This is a genomic window from Capnocytophaga sp. HP1101, from assembly GCF_054772415.1.
Genome location: NZ_BPUU01000003.1, coordinates 282,422 through 298,467, shown reverse-complemented (window position 1 = coordinate 298,467; position 16,046 = coordinate 282,422). Strand labels below are relative to the sequence as shown.

14 protein-coding genes and 5 tRNA genes are annotated in these 16,046 nt (G+C 41.2%); 2 read left to right on the top strand and 17 right to left on the bottom strand.

The window, feature by feature from the left end:
• Window positions 1-244: 244 nt before the first annotated feature.
• Window positions 245-2,971, bottom strand: a complete 2,727-nt coding sequence (locus RCZ04_RS02430) for a cation-translocating P-type ATPase (RefSeq protein WP_460484353.1) — start codon at window positions 2,969-2,971, stop codon at window positions 245-247.
• Window positions 2,972-3,880: 909 nt separating this feature from the next.
• Here RCZ04_RS02430 and RCZ04_RS02425 point away from each other — a divergent pair.
• Window positions 3,881-4,597 (top strand): LytR/AlgR family response regulator transcription factor, encoded by a 717-nt coding sequence (locus tag RCZ04_RS02425; protein WP_460484352.1) that lies wholly within the window; start codon window positions 3,881-3,883, stop codon window positions 4,595-4,597.
• Between the two features lie 32 nt (window positions 4,598-4,629).
• Here RCZ04_RS02425 and gldA read toward each other — a convergent pair whose 3' ends face one another.
• From gldA to RCZ04_RS02345, 16 genes are all read right to left on the bottom strand, one after another.
• The gene (gene gldA / locus RCZ04_RS02420) at window positions 4,630-5,529 is read right to left on the bottom strand and encodes a gliding motility-associated ABC transporter ATP-binding protein (protein ID WP_460484350.1); all 900 of its coding nucleotides are present in this window, start codon (window positions 5,527-5,529) and stop codon (window positions 4,630-4,632) included.
• A gap of 129 nt (window positions 5,530-5,658) precedes the next feature.
• Window positions 5,659-7,428, bottom strand: coding sequence for an aminopeptidase P family protein (locus tag RCZ04_RS02415; protein WP_460484348.1), 1,770 nt, complete (start codon window positions 7,426-7,428; stop codon window positions 5,659-5,661).
• A 12-nt stretch (window positions 7,429-7,440) separates the two neighbouring features.
• On the bottom strand, window positions 7,441-7,917 hold the full coding sequence (locus tag RCZ04_RS02410) for an S-ribosylhomocysteine lyase (protein ID WP_460484346.1): 477 nt from the start codon (window positions 7,915-7,917) through the stop codon (window positions 7,441-7,443).
• A gap of 141 nt (window positions 7,918-8,058) precedes the next feature.
• Window positions 8,059-8,520: a hypothetical protein gene (locus RCZ04_RS02405; RefSeq protein ID WP_460484345.1), complete on the bottom strand. Its 462-nt coding sequence runs from the start codon at window positions 8,518-8,520 to the stop codon at window positions 8,059-8,061.
• Window positions 8,521-8,676: 156 nt separating this feature from the next.
• Window positions 8,677-8,747, bottom strand: a tRNA-Trp gene (locus tag RCZ04_RS02400).
• A gap of 79 nt (window positions 8,748-8,826) precedes the next feature.
• Window positions 8,827-10,014, bottom strand: a complete 1,188-nt coding sequence (tuf, locus tag RCZ04_RS02395) for an elongation factor Tu (protein WP_460484344.1) — start codon at window positions 10,012-10,014, stop codon at window positions 8,827-8,829.
• Window positions 10,015-10,078: 64 nt separating this feature from the next.
• Window positions 10,079-10,150, bottom strand: a tRNA-Thr gene (locus RCZ04_RS02390).
• A 12-nt stretch (window positions 10,151-10,162) separates the two neighbouring features.
• A tRNA-Gly gene (locus RCZ04_RS02385) sits at window positions 10,163-10,235 on the bottom strand.
• A gap of 21 nt (window positions 10,236-10,256) precedes the next feature.
• A tRNA-Tyr gene (locus RCZ04_RS02380) sits at window positions 10,257-10,338 on the bottom strand.
• A gap of 40 nt (window positions 10,339-10,378) precedes the next feature.
• Window positions 10,379-10,452: transfer RNA gene (locus tag RCZ04_RS02375), tRNA-Thr, on the bottom strand.
• Window positions 10,453-11,202: 750 nt separating this feature from the next.
• Window positions 11,203-12,126 (bottom strand): M48 family metallopeptidase, encoded by a 924-nt coding sequence (locus tag RCZ04_RS02370; protein WP_460484342.1) that lies wholly within the window; start codon window positions 12,124-12,126, stop codon window positions 11,203-11,205.
• A gap of 153 nt (window positions 12,127-12,279) precedes the next feature.
• On the bottom strand, window positions 12,280-12,843 hold the full coding sequence (locus tag RCZ04_RS02365) for a LemA family protein (protein WP_009410846.1): 564 nt from the start codon (window positions 12,841-12,843) through the stop codon (window positions 12,280-12,282).
• Window positions 12,844-12,845: 2 nt separating this feature from the next.
• Entirely contained in the window at window positions 12,846-13,151 is a 306-nt protein-coding gene (locus RCZ04_RS02360; RefSeq protein ID WP_460484341.1) for a virulence protein, read from the bottom strand.
• A 3-nt stretch (window positions 13,152-13,154) separates the two neighbouring features.
• On the bottom strand, window positions 13,155-13,361 hold the full coding sequence (locus tag RCZ04_RS02355) for a hypothetical protein (protein WP_460484340.1): 207 nt from the start codon (window positions 13,359-13,361) through the stop codon (window positions 13,155-13,157).
• Between the two features lie 19 nt (window positions 13,362-13,380).
• Window positions 13,381-14,223: an SDR family oxidoreductase gene (gene rfbD / locus RCZ04_RS02350; protein ID WP_460484339.1), complete on the bottom strand. Its 843-nt coding sequence runs from the start codon at window positions 14,221-14,223 to the stop codon at window positions 13,381-13,383.
• A 3-nt stretch (window positions 14,224-14,226) separates the two neighbouring features.
• Window positions 14,227-14,445 carry a deoxynucleoside kinase gene (locus tag RCZ04_RS02345; protein WP_460484337.1) on the bottom strand — a complete coding sequence of 73 codons (219 nt, stop codon included), beginning with the start codon at window positions 14,443-14,445 and terminating at the stop codon, window positions 14,227-14,229.
• Window positions 14,446-15,080: 635 nt separating this feature from the next.
• Here RCZ04_RS02345 and RCZ04_RS02340 point away from each other — a divergent pair.
• Window positions 15,081-16,040: a ribonucleotide-diphosphate reductase subunit beta gene (locus RCZ04_RS02340; RefSeq protein ID WP_460484335.1), complete on the top strand. Its 960-nt coding sequence runs from the start codon at window positions 15,081-15,083 to the stop codon at window positions 16,038-16,040.
• Window positions 16,041-16,046 lie beyond the last annotated feature (6 nt).

The window sequence follows — 16,046 nt, the reverse complement described above, 5'->3', positions numbered from 1 at the left end:
ATACCTCCTCCATCACCAGAGGAGCAAGCAGTAAAGGTTACTAATAATAAGACTGTAAAATGTCTTTCTTATTTCTTTTATTTAAGTTATTACAGGGGCAAAGATAGGAGAAAATTAGCAAATCAGCAAAGTTTTAATATAAAAAAACACAATATCTAAATAATTAGGTATTGTGCTTTGTTAAGATTTTTCAACTTAGCCAAAGTTTGAAACTTTGGCTAAGTGTGTGACGCAAAAGCGACTATTATTTTTCTCTTTTTATGGCTCTGAGAATTTCTCCTATCCAGAGTACGAGGCTAGTAGCCCCAATGATGATAGCCCAGTCGATAAGCTTAAGAGGGGTAACGTTAAACATTTGTCCACCGAAGGTAGTGATAAATACTTGCCCTAATATGATAACTAAGGCGATAAGCATAAAGCCTTGACTCTTGGCAATCTCACTAAAAGCGCTCTTGCCTGTGCGATAAGCTTTGGCATTGAACATATTCCAGAATTGCAAGAATACGAATATTGAGAAGAACAAAGAGAGTTCATAGGCAGATAGCCCGTTTTTGGGTGCTCCAAAGTGAAAGAAATGACTGAAATAATCAGTAATTGAGAATTGAGTGAGACTGATGATATCTTCATTTTTAAAGTACTGAATGAAGCCAAAGAGCAACAGTACAAAGAAACCTCCTACGCCAAAAATACCTTTTGCCATTGGCTTTGTAATGATGTTAGCCCCACGCGCACGGGGTTTGTCGTTCATCACGCGATTGCTTGGTGGTAACGAAGCTAAAGCTAAGGCTGCAAAGGTGTCCATAATGAGGTTTACCCAAAGCATTTGAGTAACGGTAAGCGGTGATTCAACCCCTAAGAATGCCCCAATGAGTACGATAATACACGCTGCCACATTGATAGTCATCTGGAAGAGGATAAAGCGCTGAATATTTAAATAGAGCGAACGCCCCCACATTACCGCTTTGCCGATACTGCTGAAGGAGTTATCTAAAATAGTGATATCCGAAGCTTCTTTGGCAACCGACGTACCGTCGCCCATTGAAAGACCTACTTGTGCTGCTTTAAGGGCAGGTGCATCGTTGGTACCATCACCGGTTACGGCTACTACTTCGCCTTTTTGTTGCAACAGGTTCACGAGGCGTGCTTTATCGAGCGGACGGGCACGCGAAATCACACGTAGGTCGGTGATGCGGTCTAAGAGTTCGGCATCGCTCATAGCGGCAAATTCTACGCCGGTGATTTGATTACGGTCGGTACAAGAGTCGTCCCACAAACGGATTTGGCGGGCGATTTCACGGGCGGTGCCAGGGGTATCACCCGTTACAATTTTCACTTGAATACCCGCGTGCATACACTCTTCAATAGAAGCGGGTACATCAGGACGCACGGGATCGGAAATTGCAGTGATACCGATGAAGTTTAAGCCGTTTACCACTAACTTACCGTTTTCGGAAATGACTGTATTTGGATCATCAATTACTTTATAGGCAAAACCGATGGTGCGCATCGCTTGGTTTTGGTATTGCAAGAGTTTGGCGTCAAAATCAGCTTGAGAAATATCTGAAAGGAACTTGCCTCCTTCGTGACAGAAGGTCATCACAATTTCAGGAGCTCCTTTTACGTAGAGCACAGGTTTGCCGAGTGTAGGTGATTGTACCAAGGTTGCCATATACTTGCGTTCGGTAGAGAAAGTGAGTTGGTTTAGCACTTCGCTCTCTTCGCGAATGGGCAAGTAGTTCGTACCTTTATCGAAGAGCCACAACAAGAGCGCGCCCTCGGTAGGATTCCCCAGTACGCTTGGTTTTTCGCCTTGAGTAAAATCAAGATAAGCGGTGGAGTTCACAGCCATTGATTCGGCGATGATTTTTTCAGCTAATTGTTCATCTGTAAGACGGTTGAAATAGGTTTCGTAGATGGTCATTTGGTTTTGGGTGAGTGTACCTGTTTTATCAGTACAAATCACAGTTGTAGCCCCCATCGTCTCACAAGCGTGCATTTTGCGCACGAGGTTGTTGGTAGCCATCATACTGCGCATACTATAAGCCAAGCTAAGGGTCACGCTCATCGGCAAGCCTTCGGGCACTGCCACTACCACCACGGTAATAGCAATCATTGCGGTATTGAGGAGATAATGACCAAAATCAATCCAATCGATTTGGTTTATGTTATGAGCAGGAAGCGTAAAATATAGGATAAGGCGACCTACAATCACCAAAATTGCAATGGCGTAGCTGATTTTGGTAATCATACTTGCGAGCTTGTCTAACTGTTCGTTAAGTGGGGTTTTTACAGTGTTATCTATCTGTACGCCTTCAAACACTTTGCCGTACTCGGTAGCATCGCCTACCTTTTTCACTTCAAAGATACCGTGACCATCGGATACTGAAGTACCGCGACATACATAATTGGATGGGTAAGTTGCTTCCTCCTCAAAATCGGCTGGATTGGTAGTTTTGTGCACCAGAGGTTCTCCGGTAAGGGTAGATTCGTTGATGTGCATTGATACGGCTTCGAGGAGCTCGCCATCGGCAGGTACTTCTTCACCGGTTTCCAAAATTACTATATCGCCTACGACGATGTCGTTCTTGAGCACTTGGGTAATACGCTCGTTACGAATGACTTTGTAGTAAATCTCGTCGTTTACCTGATTGAGGATTTCGAATTGTTTATTAGCTTTATGTTCAAAATAAAAAGCGACACCTGTAGCCAAGAGGACTGCAAAAAGGATTCCTACGGGCTCTAAAAAGGCATCGAGTCCTTCGTTATGCACCATATACTCATAGGTAGATACCCCGAAAGAAAAGACGAGGGCAACGAGAAGAATGATGATAATGGGGTCAGTGAACCTTTCTAAGAATTGTTTCCAAAGCGGTTCGCCCTCAACGGATGAGAGGGAGTTTTCGCCGTATTTTTGACGGTTTTCAAGGACTTGTGCATCGGTAAGTCCTTTGTAATGGTGTTTTTCTGCCATAGTTTTTTGAGTAATTAAAGTGCAAAGATAGGGAGTAATTAGCAAATGAGCAAATGTGCGAGCCGCACGGGCAGGAGAAATTAGAAAATTAGGGAATTAGTAAATGAGGAAGTGAAATAGTTTTTGGGGTGAGTTGGATTTTTCGGGTAATTTAGATTTTTCAGATAGTGAGGTCGTAGCACGACAGGCTATAAAGGTTTGAGGATATCGGAAGGAAATGAAGGAATTCGGAAGAGAATTTTGAGGTAAAAGATAAAAGGTGAGCTGTGAGAAGAGTATGGTTAGCTTATACAAAGCTTATAGGAAGCTTATACGAATCTTGGACGATTGTTATACAAAGGGTATATAAGTGATTGATTAATACTGTAATACAATAATACCAAAAATGCCAAAAACAGGGTTTCGAGGCGAAAGAAAGGGGAATTAACGACGAATTACGAATTACGAGGGACGAATGACGAAGAAAACATCCCCCCTTCCCCCTTCAAAGGGGGAGATGCGACGGAAAAGAGAGAGAAACATCCCCCCTACCCCCCTTCAAAGGGGGAGATGCGACGGAGAGGGAGAGAAACAGACCTCTTATTCACATACTCGGCAGTTGCCGACAACCCTCGAAAAGGGGGAAATGCGACGAAAAAGCGAAAGAAACATCCCCTCTACCCCCCTTCAAAGGGGGAATTAGTGACGGGAAAGGGAGAGAAAACATTCCTCCTAATTTACTTACTCGGCAGTTGCCGACAAGCCTCGAAAAGGGGGAACTATAGCGATGTGTAAAGACGGTGTGAGCCACACGGGCAGGAAAGGAGAATTGACAGAAAAAAGGCGTGTATAGTGAAAAATATTATTACAAGGGTATGAAACAGAAAAATAAGTGTATCTTTGCGGTTGGAATTTTATACTTATGACCCTATGCAACTTACTTGTGCTATTGTAGACGATGAGCCTATGGCGCTTCAATTGCTTGAAAGCTACGTGGTGAAGACTCCTTTCTTAAAATTAGTGGGCAAATTTACTAATGCTATTGATGTGCTGACTTTCTTTTATGAAGGTACTGCGCCTGACCTTATCTATATGGACATTCAAATGCCTGAGCTTACAGGGCTTGAGCTTTCTAAAAAGATTCCTGCTTCTACTAAGATTGTTTTTACTACGGCTTTTGACCAATACGCTATTGAGGGGTATAAGGTGAACTCTATTGGGTACTTATTGAAACCTTTTGACTATGCTGAGTTTTTGGAGACTGCTCAAAAAGCTCTGCAATTAAGCACCTCTGCTACTGCTGAAAAAGCACTTGAGATAGCGCAGGATTATATGTTTGTAAAGGCTGATTACAAGCAAATAAGGGTGATGTACGACGATATTTTGTACATAGAGAGTTTAAAGGATTACGTTAAGATATACCTCAGCAGTCAGCCACAACCTATTGTAACACTGATGAGTTTGAAGAAATTAGAAGATGAACTACCGACGGAGCGGTTTATGCGAGTGCACAGGTCGTTTATAGTAGCCTTAGACAAAGTGGAAGTAGTGGAGCGCAACCAAATAATATTTGGCAAACAGCGCATTACGATTGCTGATAACTGTAGGGAGGTGTTTCTGAAGAAAATAATGCCTAATGGTCAATAAAAAAAGTTGCTTGAAAAAATCAAGCAACTTTTTTAATTATTAGTTGTTAGTTGAATGAATGTTTGTTCTAAGTCTTTATGTTTGTGATTAATTTGGAGTATCTTTAAGCCATTTTGGTTAGCAAAATCGAACACAGCGGGGCGCATATCATCTGAGGTATCGAACTGCAACTGATATAAAAAGTCGTAGACGTTATGAACCGACAGGAGATTAGGCAAAGCGCGCAAAAGGCGTTCTTCAACGCGAAAGTCAAAAGCTACTTCAATAATTTGTTCTTTGTTTTGCAGTTCGGACATTTTTTTATCCAATACAATATTGCCTTTGTGTAAGACAATTACACGGTCAGCCAAGGCTTGTATTTCTTGCATAATATGAGAAGAGAGCAAGACAGTTTTGTGCTTGCCTAATTCTTTAATGATATGGCGTATTTCTACCAACTGATTAGGATCGAGCCCTGTGGTAGGCTCGTCGAGAATAAGAATCTCGGGGTCGTGAATGAGTGCAGAAGCCAAGCCCACACGCTGGCGATAACCTTTGGAGAGGGCTTCTATTTTTTTATTACATTCAGAAGAAAGCCCTGTAAGCGCAATGACCTCCTCTACCCTATCGGAAGGGACTTTGGGGTATAGTTCAGCCATAAAGCGCAAGTATTCTCGCACGTACATTTCGGTATACAAGGGATTGTGTTCAGGCAGATAACCAATTGTTTTTTGCGCTTCAATAGGATTATTTAGCATATCAATACCATTGACGGTTATTGCGCCACTGGTGGGGGTAAGAGCCCCTGTAATCATCTTCATAGTAGTGGATTTCCCTGCACCATTAGGACCTAAAAAGCCGGTTATCTCGCCTTTTCCAAGTTGAAAACTAATTGCATTGACAGCGACTTGTTGCCCGTATATTTTTGTAAGCTGTTGAACTTCTACTGACATCTCATTTTATTTTGGGCTCAAAAGTACAAAATAATAAGCAATTAGCAAGCGTAATAATAAAAAAAGGACTACCCAAATATTCTTTGGATAGCCTTTTCTTTTTTATAAATAGTACAACAAATGAAGAATCTACAACGGTTTTACTAAAGTCAAAAACCATTCTTTTACTTCGCCTTCCAAGAGGGGAGCGAGTTTTTCTTCACAGGTTTTGTGGTAGGCATTGAGCCATTGGCGCTCTACATCGGTAAGCAAGGCTATATTGATGCCTGACGGCATAAACGGACAAAGGGTGAGGGTCTCAAAATCATAGAAAGTACCGAACTCGTTGGTGGCTACTTCGCGTACAGTAATGAGGTTCTCGTGACGAATACCGTATTGATTTTCAAGGTATACCCCTGGTTCATCGGAGCAGACCATACCGGCTAAGAGCACTTGTGGATTGAGGTCTTTGCGGATGTTCTGAGGGCCTTCGTGTACGTTCATAAAGCTACCTACACCGTGACCGGTGCCGTGACCGTAATCCTTATGGTTTTTCCAGAGTGCCATACGGGCATAAGCGTCGAGCTGTACGCCGCGGGTGCCACGGGGGAATTGTACCATTGCGAGCTGGATCATTCCTTTGAGTACGAGAGTACTATCGTCAATAAACTGCTGAGTCACTTTACCTAACGGAACAGTACGAGTAATATCGGTGGTACCTTCGAGATACTGTCCGCCAGAGTCTACCAAGATACTACCTTCAGCAAACACTTCACTGCTGCCGTGTTCGGGGGCTGAGTAGTGTACAATGGCGCCATTGCCTTGATAACCAATGATACTGCCAAAACTTTCGCCTACGAAGTTTTTACCTTCGGCGCGGAAGTCGCGTAGCTTTTTGCCGATGCTGTATTCGGTCATTGGCTCTTTGCCTACTTGGTGAGTGAGCCAATAGAGGAATTTTACCATTGCCACCCCATCGCGTACCATTACGGTGCGGAAACCTTCGAGCTCGGTAGCGTTCTTCACGGCTTTCATCAGGTTGCCAGGAGCAGGGGCTTGTACAATTTGATTGTCTTTTTGAAGCGCTTCAAATATCGCCTGATTGGTGTTAGGGGCGAGGAGTATCTTTTGACCTTTTACGGTAGCCAAATAGCTGTAGAACTCATCGTAAGCGCGCACGTTCACTTTGGCTGCAGCCAAATGAGTTTCCACTTCAGGAGTGAGTTTGGCTTTATCGACGAAAAGGGTTGCTTCACTCTCAGTAAGAGCAATATAACCGAGGAACACAGGGTTGTAAGCCACATCGCTACCGCGGAGGTTGAGCGTCCACGCTACATCGTCCAAAGCGGTGATAAGGTGGAGGGTAGTGTGGTGAGTAGCCATTGCACGGCGGATAGCGGTAAGCTTCTCGGTTACGGTTTCACCTGCCCATTTATCGGGGTGAACAAAAATGTGGTGCAAAGGGTCTTTTTCGCGGTTCGTCCAGATAAGGTCGATGAGGGGTTGGTGCACCAATTTAATATTGTGAGTGGCCAAGGTAGCTTGCAGTTTTTCCCACGCTACGTGAGAGGTAGCCAAGGCGTTGAGAGCAACAGTAGCGCCTGCAGGCAGTACGGAAACGAGCCAATCGGCATAGTCGGGTGTACCTTCTACACCGTCTTTGAAGAGGTCGATGCCAGAGCCTTTGAGTTCGATAGCCGATTGTACGAAGTAACGCGAGTCTGTCCACAAGCCGGCTTTGTCTTTGGTAACCACCACAAAGCCCGCTGAGCCTGTAAAGCCAGAGAGCCAAGCGCGTTCGAGCCATTCTTTAGGGAGATATTCGCTGAGGTGAGGGTCGGCGCTGAATACCACGAAAGCGTCGATGTGGTGTTCTTGCATTTTCGAGCGCAAGAGGGATAGTTTTTCAGGTGTATTCATTGTTTATAGTTTTTATTCTGGATAATTGAGATTTTTATCAGTGAGATGGTGTAGAGTTTCTAAGTATTTCTTAGCCTCATACTTCGCCATAGGGAGGTTGTTGTTATAGAAATTACCGCATTCCAATGCCGATGCTCCAGGGATATCGCCTTCAAAATCGGCGATGTACTCAAAAAGTTCGGTGATGAGGGGAGCGATATCCTTAGAGGTATAGTCACCTGCGAGAATGAGGTAATTACCCGTCATACAGCCCATAGGACCCCAGTAGATGATCTTATCCTTCCACTCGGGATTGTTGCGCAACCAAGTAGCCGCAAGGTGCTCAATGGTGTGGATTTCGGGACTGCCCAATACTGGCTCGCGATAAGGGAGCTTCATACGAATATCAAAAGAAGTAAGCACTTCATTGCCTACATAATCTTTACGCGATACGTAAATACCACGCTCAAGCTTGAGGTGGTCAATACAAAAACTTGCAATTCTTTCCATTTTATTTAGGTAACAGGTAAGAGATAAAAGGTAAAAACCTAAGACCACTTATGTTGTTAATTGATATTTAGTTGTTAATAAATTAGCACCGCAAAGGTATTAACTCTGTCGTTAAAAAGCAAGTGTTTTAATGATTTTGTTTTAAGAGCCTATAATTCCTTGAGAAGAGAAATTGCTTTTAAACACCATTCTTTTAGGTGTTTTAGGAGTTTTGATAATACAGAAAGGACGGCTGAGGGCTAAAGCATCTCCTGTTACTTTGCTCTCGGTAGTAATTTCTATATAATCGTTGTATTCTACAGCTGAAGTCACCTCTATTTGTGAAGGCATCGACCCTTTGATATCTCCCCAAATAAGTACTAACTGTTCGTTGTTAAAATCAAAAGGAGGAAGTGAGGTAAGTTGGTGCTCTATATCCGATATTTTAGCAATATGCTGTAATTCGGCTTCACTGTGTATGATTTCTTGTTGATGAGTAATAGAAACTGTAGAACTAGTATAACTGTTGAGCAAAGGCGTAAAAACAAAGGTTTTATCATCGTCTGAACTCTTGCTACAACTCACGAGGAGGAGCACATAAAAAAAGAAGTAAATGCGTTTCATTGGTAATGTTTTTTGGTTTAAAACCACAAAGGTACAACTTTTTTATTTATCATCAAAACTAATAATGTTATTTCAGGTAAAAGGAAAAGCAAAAAACTTTGCTAAAAGTCGTAGCACGAAAGGCTACCACTTTTGGCAAAGCTGAGAAGTTAAAAGCACGGGTGGAGGGATTCGAACCCCCATCAACGGTTTTGGAGACCGCTATTCTACCCTTGAACTACACCCGTATTTTAAAAAAGTTTTGAGAGAAAAATACGCTCAAAACTTTTTTGTATTAATTATATTTAACCTTAACCTTCAAGTTAATTAGTCAAGAATTTCAGTTACTTGACCTGCACCTACGGTACGACCACCTTCGCGGATAGCGAAACGAAGACCTACGTTCAATGCGATAGGTTGTAACAATTCTACTTCAATAGTTACGTTATCACCTGGCATAACCATATCAACACCTGGTTGCAAGTGGATAGTACCGGTTACGTCGGTAGTACGTACGTAGAATTGAGGACGGTAGTTGTTGTGGAATGGAGTGTGACGACCACCTTCTTCTTTAGAAAGGATATAGACTTCAGCTTTAAATTTAGCGTGTGGAGTTACAGAACCTGGTCTGCAGATTACCATACCACGTTTGATGTCTTTTTTGTCGATACCACGGAGCAACAAACCTACGTTGTCACCAGCTTCACCACGGTCGAGGATTTTGCGGAACATTTCAACCCCAGTGATAGTAGAGGTTAATTTTTCAGCACCCATACCGATGATTTCAACAGCTTCACCTGTTTTCGCAACACCTGTTTCGATACGACCTGTTGCTACAGTACCACGACCAGTGATAGTGAACACGTCTTCGATAGGCATCAAGAAAGGTTTATCGATGTCACGAGTTGGGAGTTCAATCCATTTATCAACAGCGTCCATAAGGGCAAGAACGCTATCAACCCATTTCTTTTCGCCGTTAAGAGCACCAAGAGCAGAACCTTGGATGATAGGAGTGTTATCACCATCGTATTGGTAAGAGCTCAAAAGCTCGCGCATTTCGAGTTCAACGAGTTCTAACAATTCAGGATCATCTACCATATCAACTTTGTTCATAAAAACAACGATACGAGGGATACCTACTTGGCGACCGAGGAGGATGTGCTCACGAGTTTGAGGCATAGGACCATCAGTTGCAGCAACTACGAGGATAGCGCCGTCCATTTGGGCAGCACCTGTAATCATATTCTTAACGTAGTCGGCGTGACCAGGACAGTCTACGTGTGCGTAGTGGCGAGTAGCTGTTTGGTATTCTACGTGAGAGGTATTAATGGTAATACCACGTTCTTTTTCTTCTGGAGCGTTATCGATTGAATCGAAGCTACGAACTTCTGAAAGACCAGCATCGGCTAATACTTTAGTAATAGCGGCTGTCAAAGTTGTTTTACCGTGATCCACGTGTCCAATAGTACCAATATTCAAGTGGGGTTTGGAACGATCAAATGTTTCTTTTGCCATTTTAAATAAATTTTAAATCTTAGTTATATAAATGAGTGTTTGATGTGTGTACAAAATACGTGAGAGCTGATGACGAGATTTGAACTCGTGACCTCTTCCTTACCAAGGAAGTGCTCTACCCCTGAGCTACATCAGCATACAAAAAAAGAGCGGGAGACGAGGTTCGAACTCGCGACATTCAGCTTGGAAGGCTGACGCTCTACCAACTGAGCTACTCCCGCAAAAAAATAAAAATATGACAGTGGGGAGAACAGGATTCGAACCTGTGAAGGTAAAACCAGCAGATTTACAGTCTGCCCTCGTTGGCCGCTTGAGTATCTCCCCTACAAATTTCAAAAACTATATAAAATATGTACTTATTTTGAGCCGGCAGAGGGATTCGAACCCACGACCCCGAGATTACAAATCACGTGCTCTGGCCAACTGAGCTATGCCGGCGTCTATCTTTTTACAGAGCGCAAAAGTATAACATATTTTTTAATTGACCAAATTTTTAGTACTTTTTTTATGAAAATATTTTAACTTCAAATACAATCAACTGAATATCAAATATTTTTATAAGTAATATCTTCTGTGTCTATTCTTATATTTTTTACTTTATGAGGGGTCTTAGCAAATTAGGCTTAGCTTATACAAAGCTTATAGGAAGCTTATACGAATCTTGGACGATTGTTATACAACAGCTTTATAAAGAGTTGAATATTAATAGTTAAGACAGAAGAATTAAAAGACAAAAGATATAATTAGCAAATTAGCAAATTTGAGAATTAGCAAATGAGAAGTGACGTTTAAAAAAAATTAGAGATAGAAAATATAATTGATAATTAAGGTTTATTCAAACCTAAGACGAACAATGAACGAACAATGAACGAACAAAACCTCCCCCTATTCACATACTCTGCTCTCGCAGACTTCCTCCAAAGGGGGAACTGTAGCGACACAAAGACGAAGGAAGAACGAACAAAAGACGAACAATGAACGAAGGAAAAGTGAAAATGAGTTAAGGCTAAGGTAGAGATGAAAAGAAGGTTATTAGTGGATTTTCAATTTTGCCAAAGTTTGAAACTTTGGCAAAAGTTCATATGTAAATGAATAATAGACAAAGAATACCCCTATGATTGATATATAGTATAAGAAGTGACGCTTATGAGCAAAAGTATTTTGGTTACATTGAGCTAAAATAAGTCTTTAAAATTGCTCTAATACTTGTATGCGTTTGCGAATAGGTGGGTGGGTGGCGAACATTGCAAAAAATCCTTCGGCTTTATAGTCGATGAAGAGCTCTTTTACCTCGTCGTTACTGATTCCTTCAATGGTAGAATGTCCTGAGATTTTCTTTAGGGCATTGGCTAATGCTAAAGAATTATGGGTCATTTCTACCGCTCCTGCATCGGCCATATATTCGCGACTGCGAGAGAGTGCTAACTTAAAGAGTATCGAAAGGAAATAGACCACGCCTGCGACCAATAACACAACTAAAACAACAGCTCCTCCCCCACCCTTTTCGTTACGCCTGTTCCGTGATGAATACAACTGACTGTTGAGCATTGTGCGGAAAGCAATATTGGCAATGGTAGCAAAAATACCTACAAACACAATGGTAATGATGAGCAAACGCACGTCGCGGTTGCGGATATGGGTAAGTTCGTGAGCTATCACTCCTTCGAGTTCCTCATCGTTAAGGGTGTTGATAATACCCCGAGTGAGAGTCACAGCGAAAGTCTTTTGGTTAATGCCCGAAGCAAAAGCGTTAAGCGCATCACTTTCTATGATATAAAGCTTAGGCATTGGCATTCCGACACTCATACAAAGATTTTCGGTAAGGTTATACACACGCATATTCTCACGGCGTTCTAACGGACGAGAGTGGGTAGCGGTTTGTATCATTTGGGTATTGAAGAGGTAAGAAATTACAAACCATATGGCTACACCTATGAGCACGAGAGGGACTACTGAAAGGAATTGTGCATTTACAGTTTCTACCTCTTGGTCGTTAATCATATACAAGACCGCATAGGTTCCCGCAAGTAGTAACAAGGGGAAGGCTAATAAATATAGAATAGACTTGGTGTTATTTCGTGCTATTTGTTGTCGGATACCGAGATATTGCATAATTATAGGTCATTATTATTGCCAAATTTTCTTTACTTACAAAGGCTGAAGTGGCAAAGATATTAGTTTTATGTGAGAATAGCAAACAATTTTAAAAAACAAATAAAGGAGACGCTATAAAACATCTCCTTTATATATCTTCTATGTATCTGATTAACTAAACGAAATCTCCGGAGCTTTGTCTAACTGCTGGCGTTGTTCTGTACCCAAATCGAAGAAAGGTTGAGGAGTCATCTTCTTGAAGCCTGCTACGATATTAGTAGGTATTGACTGGATTGCAGTGTTCAACTCTTTGGTAGTAGAATTGAAGAAGCGACGCACTGACGCCAATTTATTCTCTATATCGGCAATTTCTTGTTGAAGGTGCATAAAGTTAGTATTAGCTTTCAAATCGGGGTAAGCTTCTACTTGGATATTGAAAGCTCCCATTGCAGAGGAGAGTTCTTTCTCGGCAGCAATCTTGTCGTTAATATCAGTAGCGCTCATAGCACGACTGCGTGCTTGTGTGATTTTGGTGAGCACATCGGACTCGTGAGTCATATAGCCTTTTACAGCTGCTACGAGTTGCGGAATAAGGTCGTGACGTTGCTTGAGTTGCACGTCGATATCAGCAAAGGCATTTTCACGATTATTGGCTAATGCTACGAGTTTGTTATTGGCACTGATGTACCAAAATACTACAATTACGATGATTGCAATGGTTATTATAAGTCCCATATTTAATTAATAAATGTTTTTTTAGTGGATTTTATTTTTACTACTTGAGTTAAATCACTCCAGTCCTCAATTCTGAATACTCTTATATCTCTAACGGAATTGGCAAACCATTCGATATAAGCGAGGGCATCTATTGCTAACATTAGATTACCCATATCCTTATTATCAGTTACATAGGTACTCCCTTGTATCCTGTAAAAGTTATATTTCTCAAGTTCTGAAGCTATTTCATAATAAGCATTATTATACGGTTTACCATAATGCTTTTCTAAAGCTGATATATTCATATCAAAAGCTATAGCATACATAGTTTAAGATTTAGAGATTTTGAAGTAATCTTTGATGCCGAAAAAGATACGCCCTTGATTATCTTTGATAGCTATCTCATCTCCTATAAATGGATTTTTAAAGATTTTAATAACAGTGCCTGTTATCCAATCCTTTAGCATAGTTAAATCAGGCGACACTTCTACAACATCACCTACTTTAAATGGGCTTTTTGAGGTTTCTTTTTTCATACAATTTAGTTTTTATATCTCACTTATCACCACAAAAACTATGCCTCCAATGAGGTATTGAGTAATTAAAATCTTTTTTTAGTTTGGTTTTATCTAACACCGAATAGGCAGGTCGCGTTACTTTGCTTGGGAACTCATCGGAGCGACAGGGTAATACTTTACAATCGTTCCCCGATTGAGCTACAATAGCCATAGCAAAGTCATACCACGAGCACACTCCTTCATTAGAGAAGTGGTATACCTCACGTTTGCCTTTATACCAACCGTTCTCTACTGCTTGCACAATAAAATTAGCTAAGTCAGCAGCGTTGGTGGGAGTTCCTATTTGGTCGAACACTACTTTAAGCTCAGTACGTTCAGCACTGAGGCGTTGAATGGTCTTTACAAAATTATGACCGAAACGCAAGGAGTACAACCAAGCTGTACGGATAATGAGGTGTTCAATTCCCGCTTGCTGTATAGCTTGTTCGCCTGCTAATTTAGTACGCCCATAGACCCCGAGAGGAGCTGTGGGGTCGGTTTCAGTATAAGGAGTGTTTTGAGAGCCTCCGAAGACATAATCAGTGGAAATATGAATAAGAGACAAGTTGTTTTCTTTACACACTGTTGCCAGGTACTCTACAGCTGTATGGTTGATAAGCGTTGCGAGCGCTACATCGTCTTCGGCTTTATCTACATTGGTATAAGCCGCGCAATTGACGATAAGCTCGATATTATTATGCTTTACAAAAACACGAATAGCTTGGGCATCAGAGATGTCCAAGCTGTTAATATCCGTAAAATAATAATGACTTTTCTTATGAGGGTTTGCTTGAATTTCAGAGCCTAACTGCCCACTGCCACCCGTTACTAAAACATTCATTTATTAGTAACTAACGGCATAAGCGTTATTATCAACCTCTACACTTTGTTTATCGCGAAAGTTATTATATAATCTGTTTACATCAGCTTTGTACTTATCGGGCACATTATTGCCATAAGTTTTATTAAGCTCTATAAACTTTTGTTTTAATTCAGGAGTAACTGCAGTGTTAAAGTTCTCCATATACAAAATCTGTTCTACTAATTTTACAAATTCTTCCATAGTTCTATAAATGTTTAATCATTGTTTGACGAGGCAAAAGTATAAATAAATTTGCAATTGACCAAAAAATAGTTATTAATTTAAATCAACAGGTTATTAACAGAGTTATCAACAGGGGAGGGTAATTGGAAAATGAGAGAATTAAAAAAATGAAGCGGGGAATTAGTCGGAGAAACTCTGAATTTTAGGTGATGCAAGCTATACGACAGATGACGAATCAGCGAGTGATAGATAAACGATGAACGGCTCTACATCGGCTCTACAATAGACGATAGGCGAAGGAAGAGCGAAGGTAAGATACTAAAAACATCCCCCCCTACCCCCCTTCAAAGGGAGGAATAGCGACGCAAAGATGAACAAAAGACGGTGCGAGCCGCACAGGCAAATGAAAAAAGACGAACAATGGACGAAGGAAAGACGAACAAAACATCCCCCCTACCCCCCCTTCAAAGGGGGGAATAGCGACGCAAAGACGAACGAATAATAAATGTAAGGTGAATATAAGATGAAGAAAAAGAGATTGAAGGTAACTTCGATAGGGAATTAAAAAATATTGTTGGAGTTTATAGTATTTTTATTATCTTTGCCCTCTGTAAAATTTCATTAAAACATTCATTAAAAAAACATTCATCATTATGGGAATTTTTGACAAACGTGAGAACTACAAACCTTTTGAATATCCTGAGGTTATGGAGTTTGTGAACGCTATGCACAAATCGTTTTGGGTACACTCAGAAGTGGAGTTTACTGCGGATATTCAGGATTTCAAATCGGAGTTAACACCTGTGGAAAAAGAAGCTGTAAAGCGTGCTTTACTGGGGATTGCGCAAGTGGAAGTATCGGTAAAAACGTTTTGGGGAGACCTTTATGACCTCTTTCCCAAACCTGAGTTCAACGGATTAGGCGCTACTTTTGCCGAATGTGAATTTCGCCACAGCGAGGCTTACGCTCGTTTATTGGAGGTATTGGGTTACAACAACGAGTTTGAGAACTTATTGGAAGTGCCTATCTTTAAAGAGCGTAGTAATGTGCTGAAAGAGTATTTAGCGAAAAATCGTGAGAACGCTATGGAACGCATTCTGTTCTTCACCCTTATTATTGAGAATGCGTCGTTGTTCAGTCAGTTTGCTACTATTCTTTCATTTACGCGTTTTAAAGGGTTCTTGAAGAACGTTGCAAATATTATTGCGTGGACATCGGTGGACGAACAGTTACACGCTAATGCGGGTATTTATATTCTGAAGAAGATATTTGAGGAAAATCCGGAAATGAAAGCTAAAGCGGAGGAGGATGCGACTTCTTTCATCCGTAGCTATATTACTTTGGAAGACAAGATGCTGGATTGGATTTTTGAACAAGGGGAATTGGAGTTTTTCAGCAAAAAAGACTTGTCGAACTATATGCGTTATCGTTTGGACGACTCGCTTACGCAATTAGGCTTAGGGAAACCTTTTGGTATTTCGGGCGAAGAAGCAAAACCGATGATGTGGTTTGAGGAGGAAGTGTTTAGCAATGAGCTTGACGATTTCTTTGCAAAACGCCCTACTGCTTATACTAAACACGACAAGAGTATTAGCGAAAACGATTTATTTTAGATAAGA

What these genes read in the sequence shown, in the direction of transcription:
- RCZ04_RS02430 (WP_460484353.1), bottom strand. Translation starts at nt 2,971, where the DNA reads ATGGCAGAAAAACACCATTACAAAGGACTTACCGATGCACAAGTCCTT.
- RCZ04_RS02425 (WP_460484352.1), top strand. Translation starts at nt 3,881, where the DNA reads ATGCAACTTACTTGTGCTATTGTAGACGATGAGCCTATGGCGCTTCAA.
- gldA (WP_460484350.1), bottom strand. Translation starts at nt 5,529, where the DNA reads ATGTCAGTAGAAGTTCAACAGCTTACAAAAATATACGGGCAACAAGTC.
- RCZ04_RS02415 (WP_460484348.1), bottom strand. Translation starts at nt 7,428, where the DNA reads ATGAATACACCTGAAAAACTATCCCTCTTGCGCTCGAAAATGCAAGAA.
- RCZ04_RS02410 (WP_460484346.1), bottom strand. Translation starts at nt 7,917, where the DNA reads ATGGAAAGAATTGCAAGTTTTTGTATTGACCACCTCAAGCTTGAGCGT.
- RCZ04_RS02405 (WP_460484345.1), bottom strand. Translation starts at nt 8,520, where the DNA reads ATGAAACGCATTTACTTCTTTTTTTATGTGCTCCTCCTCGTGAGTTGT.
- tuf (WP_460484344.1), bottom strand. Translation starts at nt 10,014, where the DNA reads ATGGCAAAAGAAACATTTGATCGTTCCAAACCCCACTTGAATATTGGT.
- RCZ04_RS02370 (WP_460484342.1), bottom strand. Translation starts at nt 12,126, where the DNA reads ATGCAATATCTCGGTATCCGACAACAAATAGCACGAAATAACACCAAG.
- RCZ04_RS02365 (WP_009410846.1), bottom strand. Translation starts at nt 12,843, where the DNA reads ATGGGACTTATAATAACCATTGCAATCATCGTAATTGTAGTATTTTGG.
- RCZ04_RS02360 (WP_460484341.1), bottom strand. Translation starts at nt 13,151, where the DNA reads ATGTATGCTATAGCTTTTGATATGAATATATCAGCTTTAGAAAAGCAT.
- RCZ04_RS02355 (WP_460484340.1), bottom strand. Translation starts at nt 13,361, where the DNA reads ATGAAAAAAGAAACCTCAAAAAGCCCATTTAAAGTAGGTGATGTTGTA.
- rfbD (WP_460484339.1), bottom strand. Translation starts at nt 14,223, where the DNA reads ATGAATGTTTTAGTAACGGGTGGCAGTGGGCAGTTAGGCTCTGAAATT.
- RCZ04_RS02345 (WP_460484337.1), bottom strand. Translation starts at nt 14,445, where the DNA reads ATGGAAGAATTTGTAAAATTAGTAGAACAGATTTTGTATATGGAGAAC.
- RCZ04_RS02340 (WP_460484335.1), top strand. Translation starts at nt 15,081, where the DNA reads ATGGGAATTTTTGACAAACGTGAGAACTACAAACCTTTTGAATATCCT.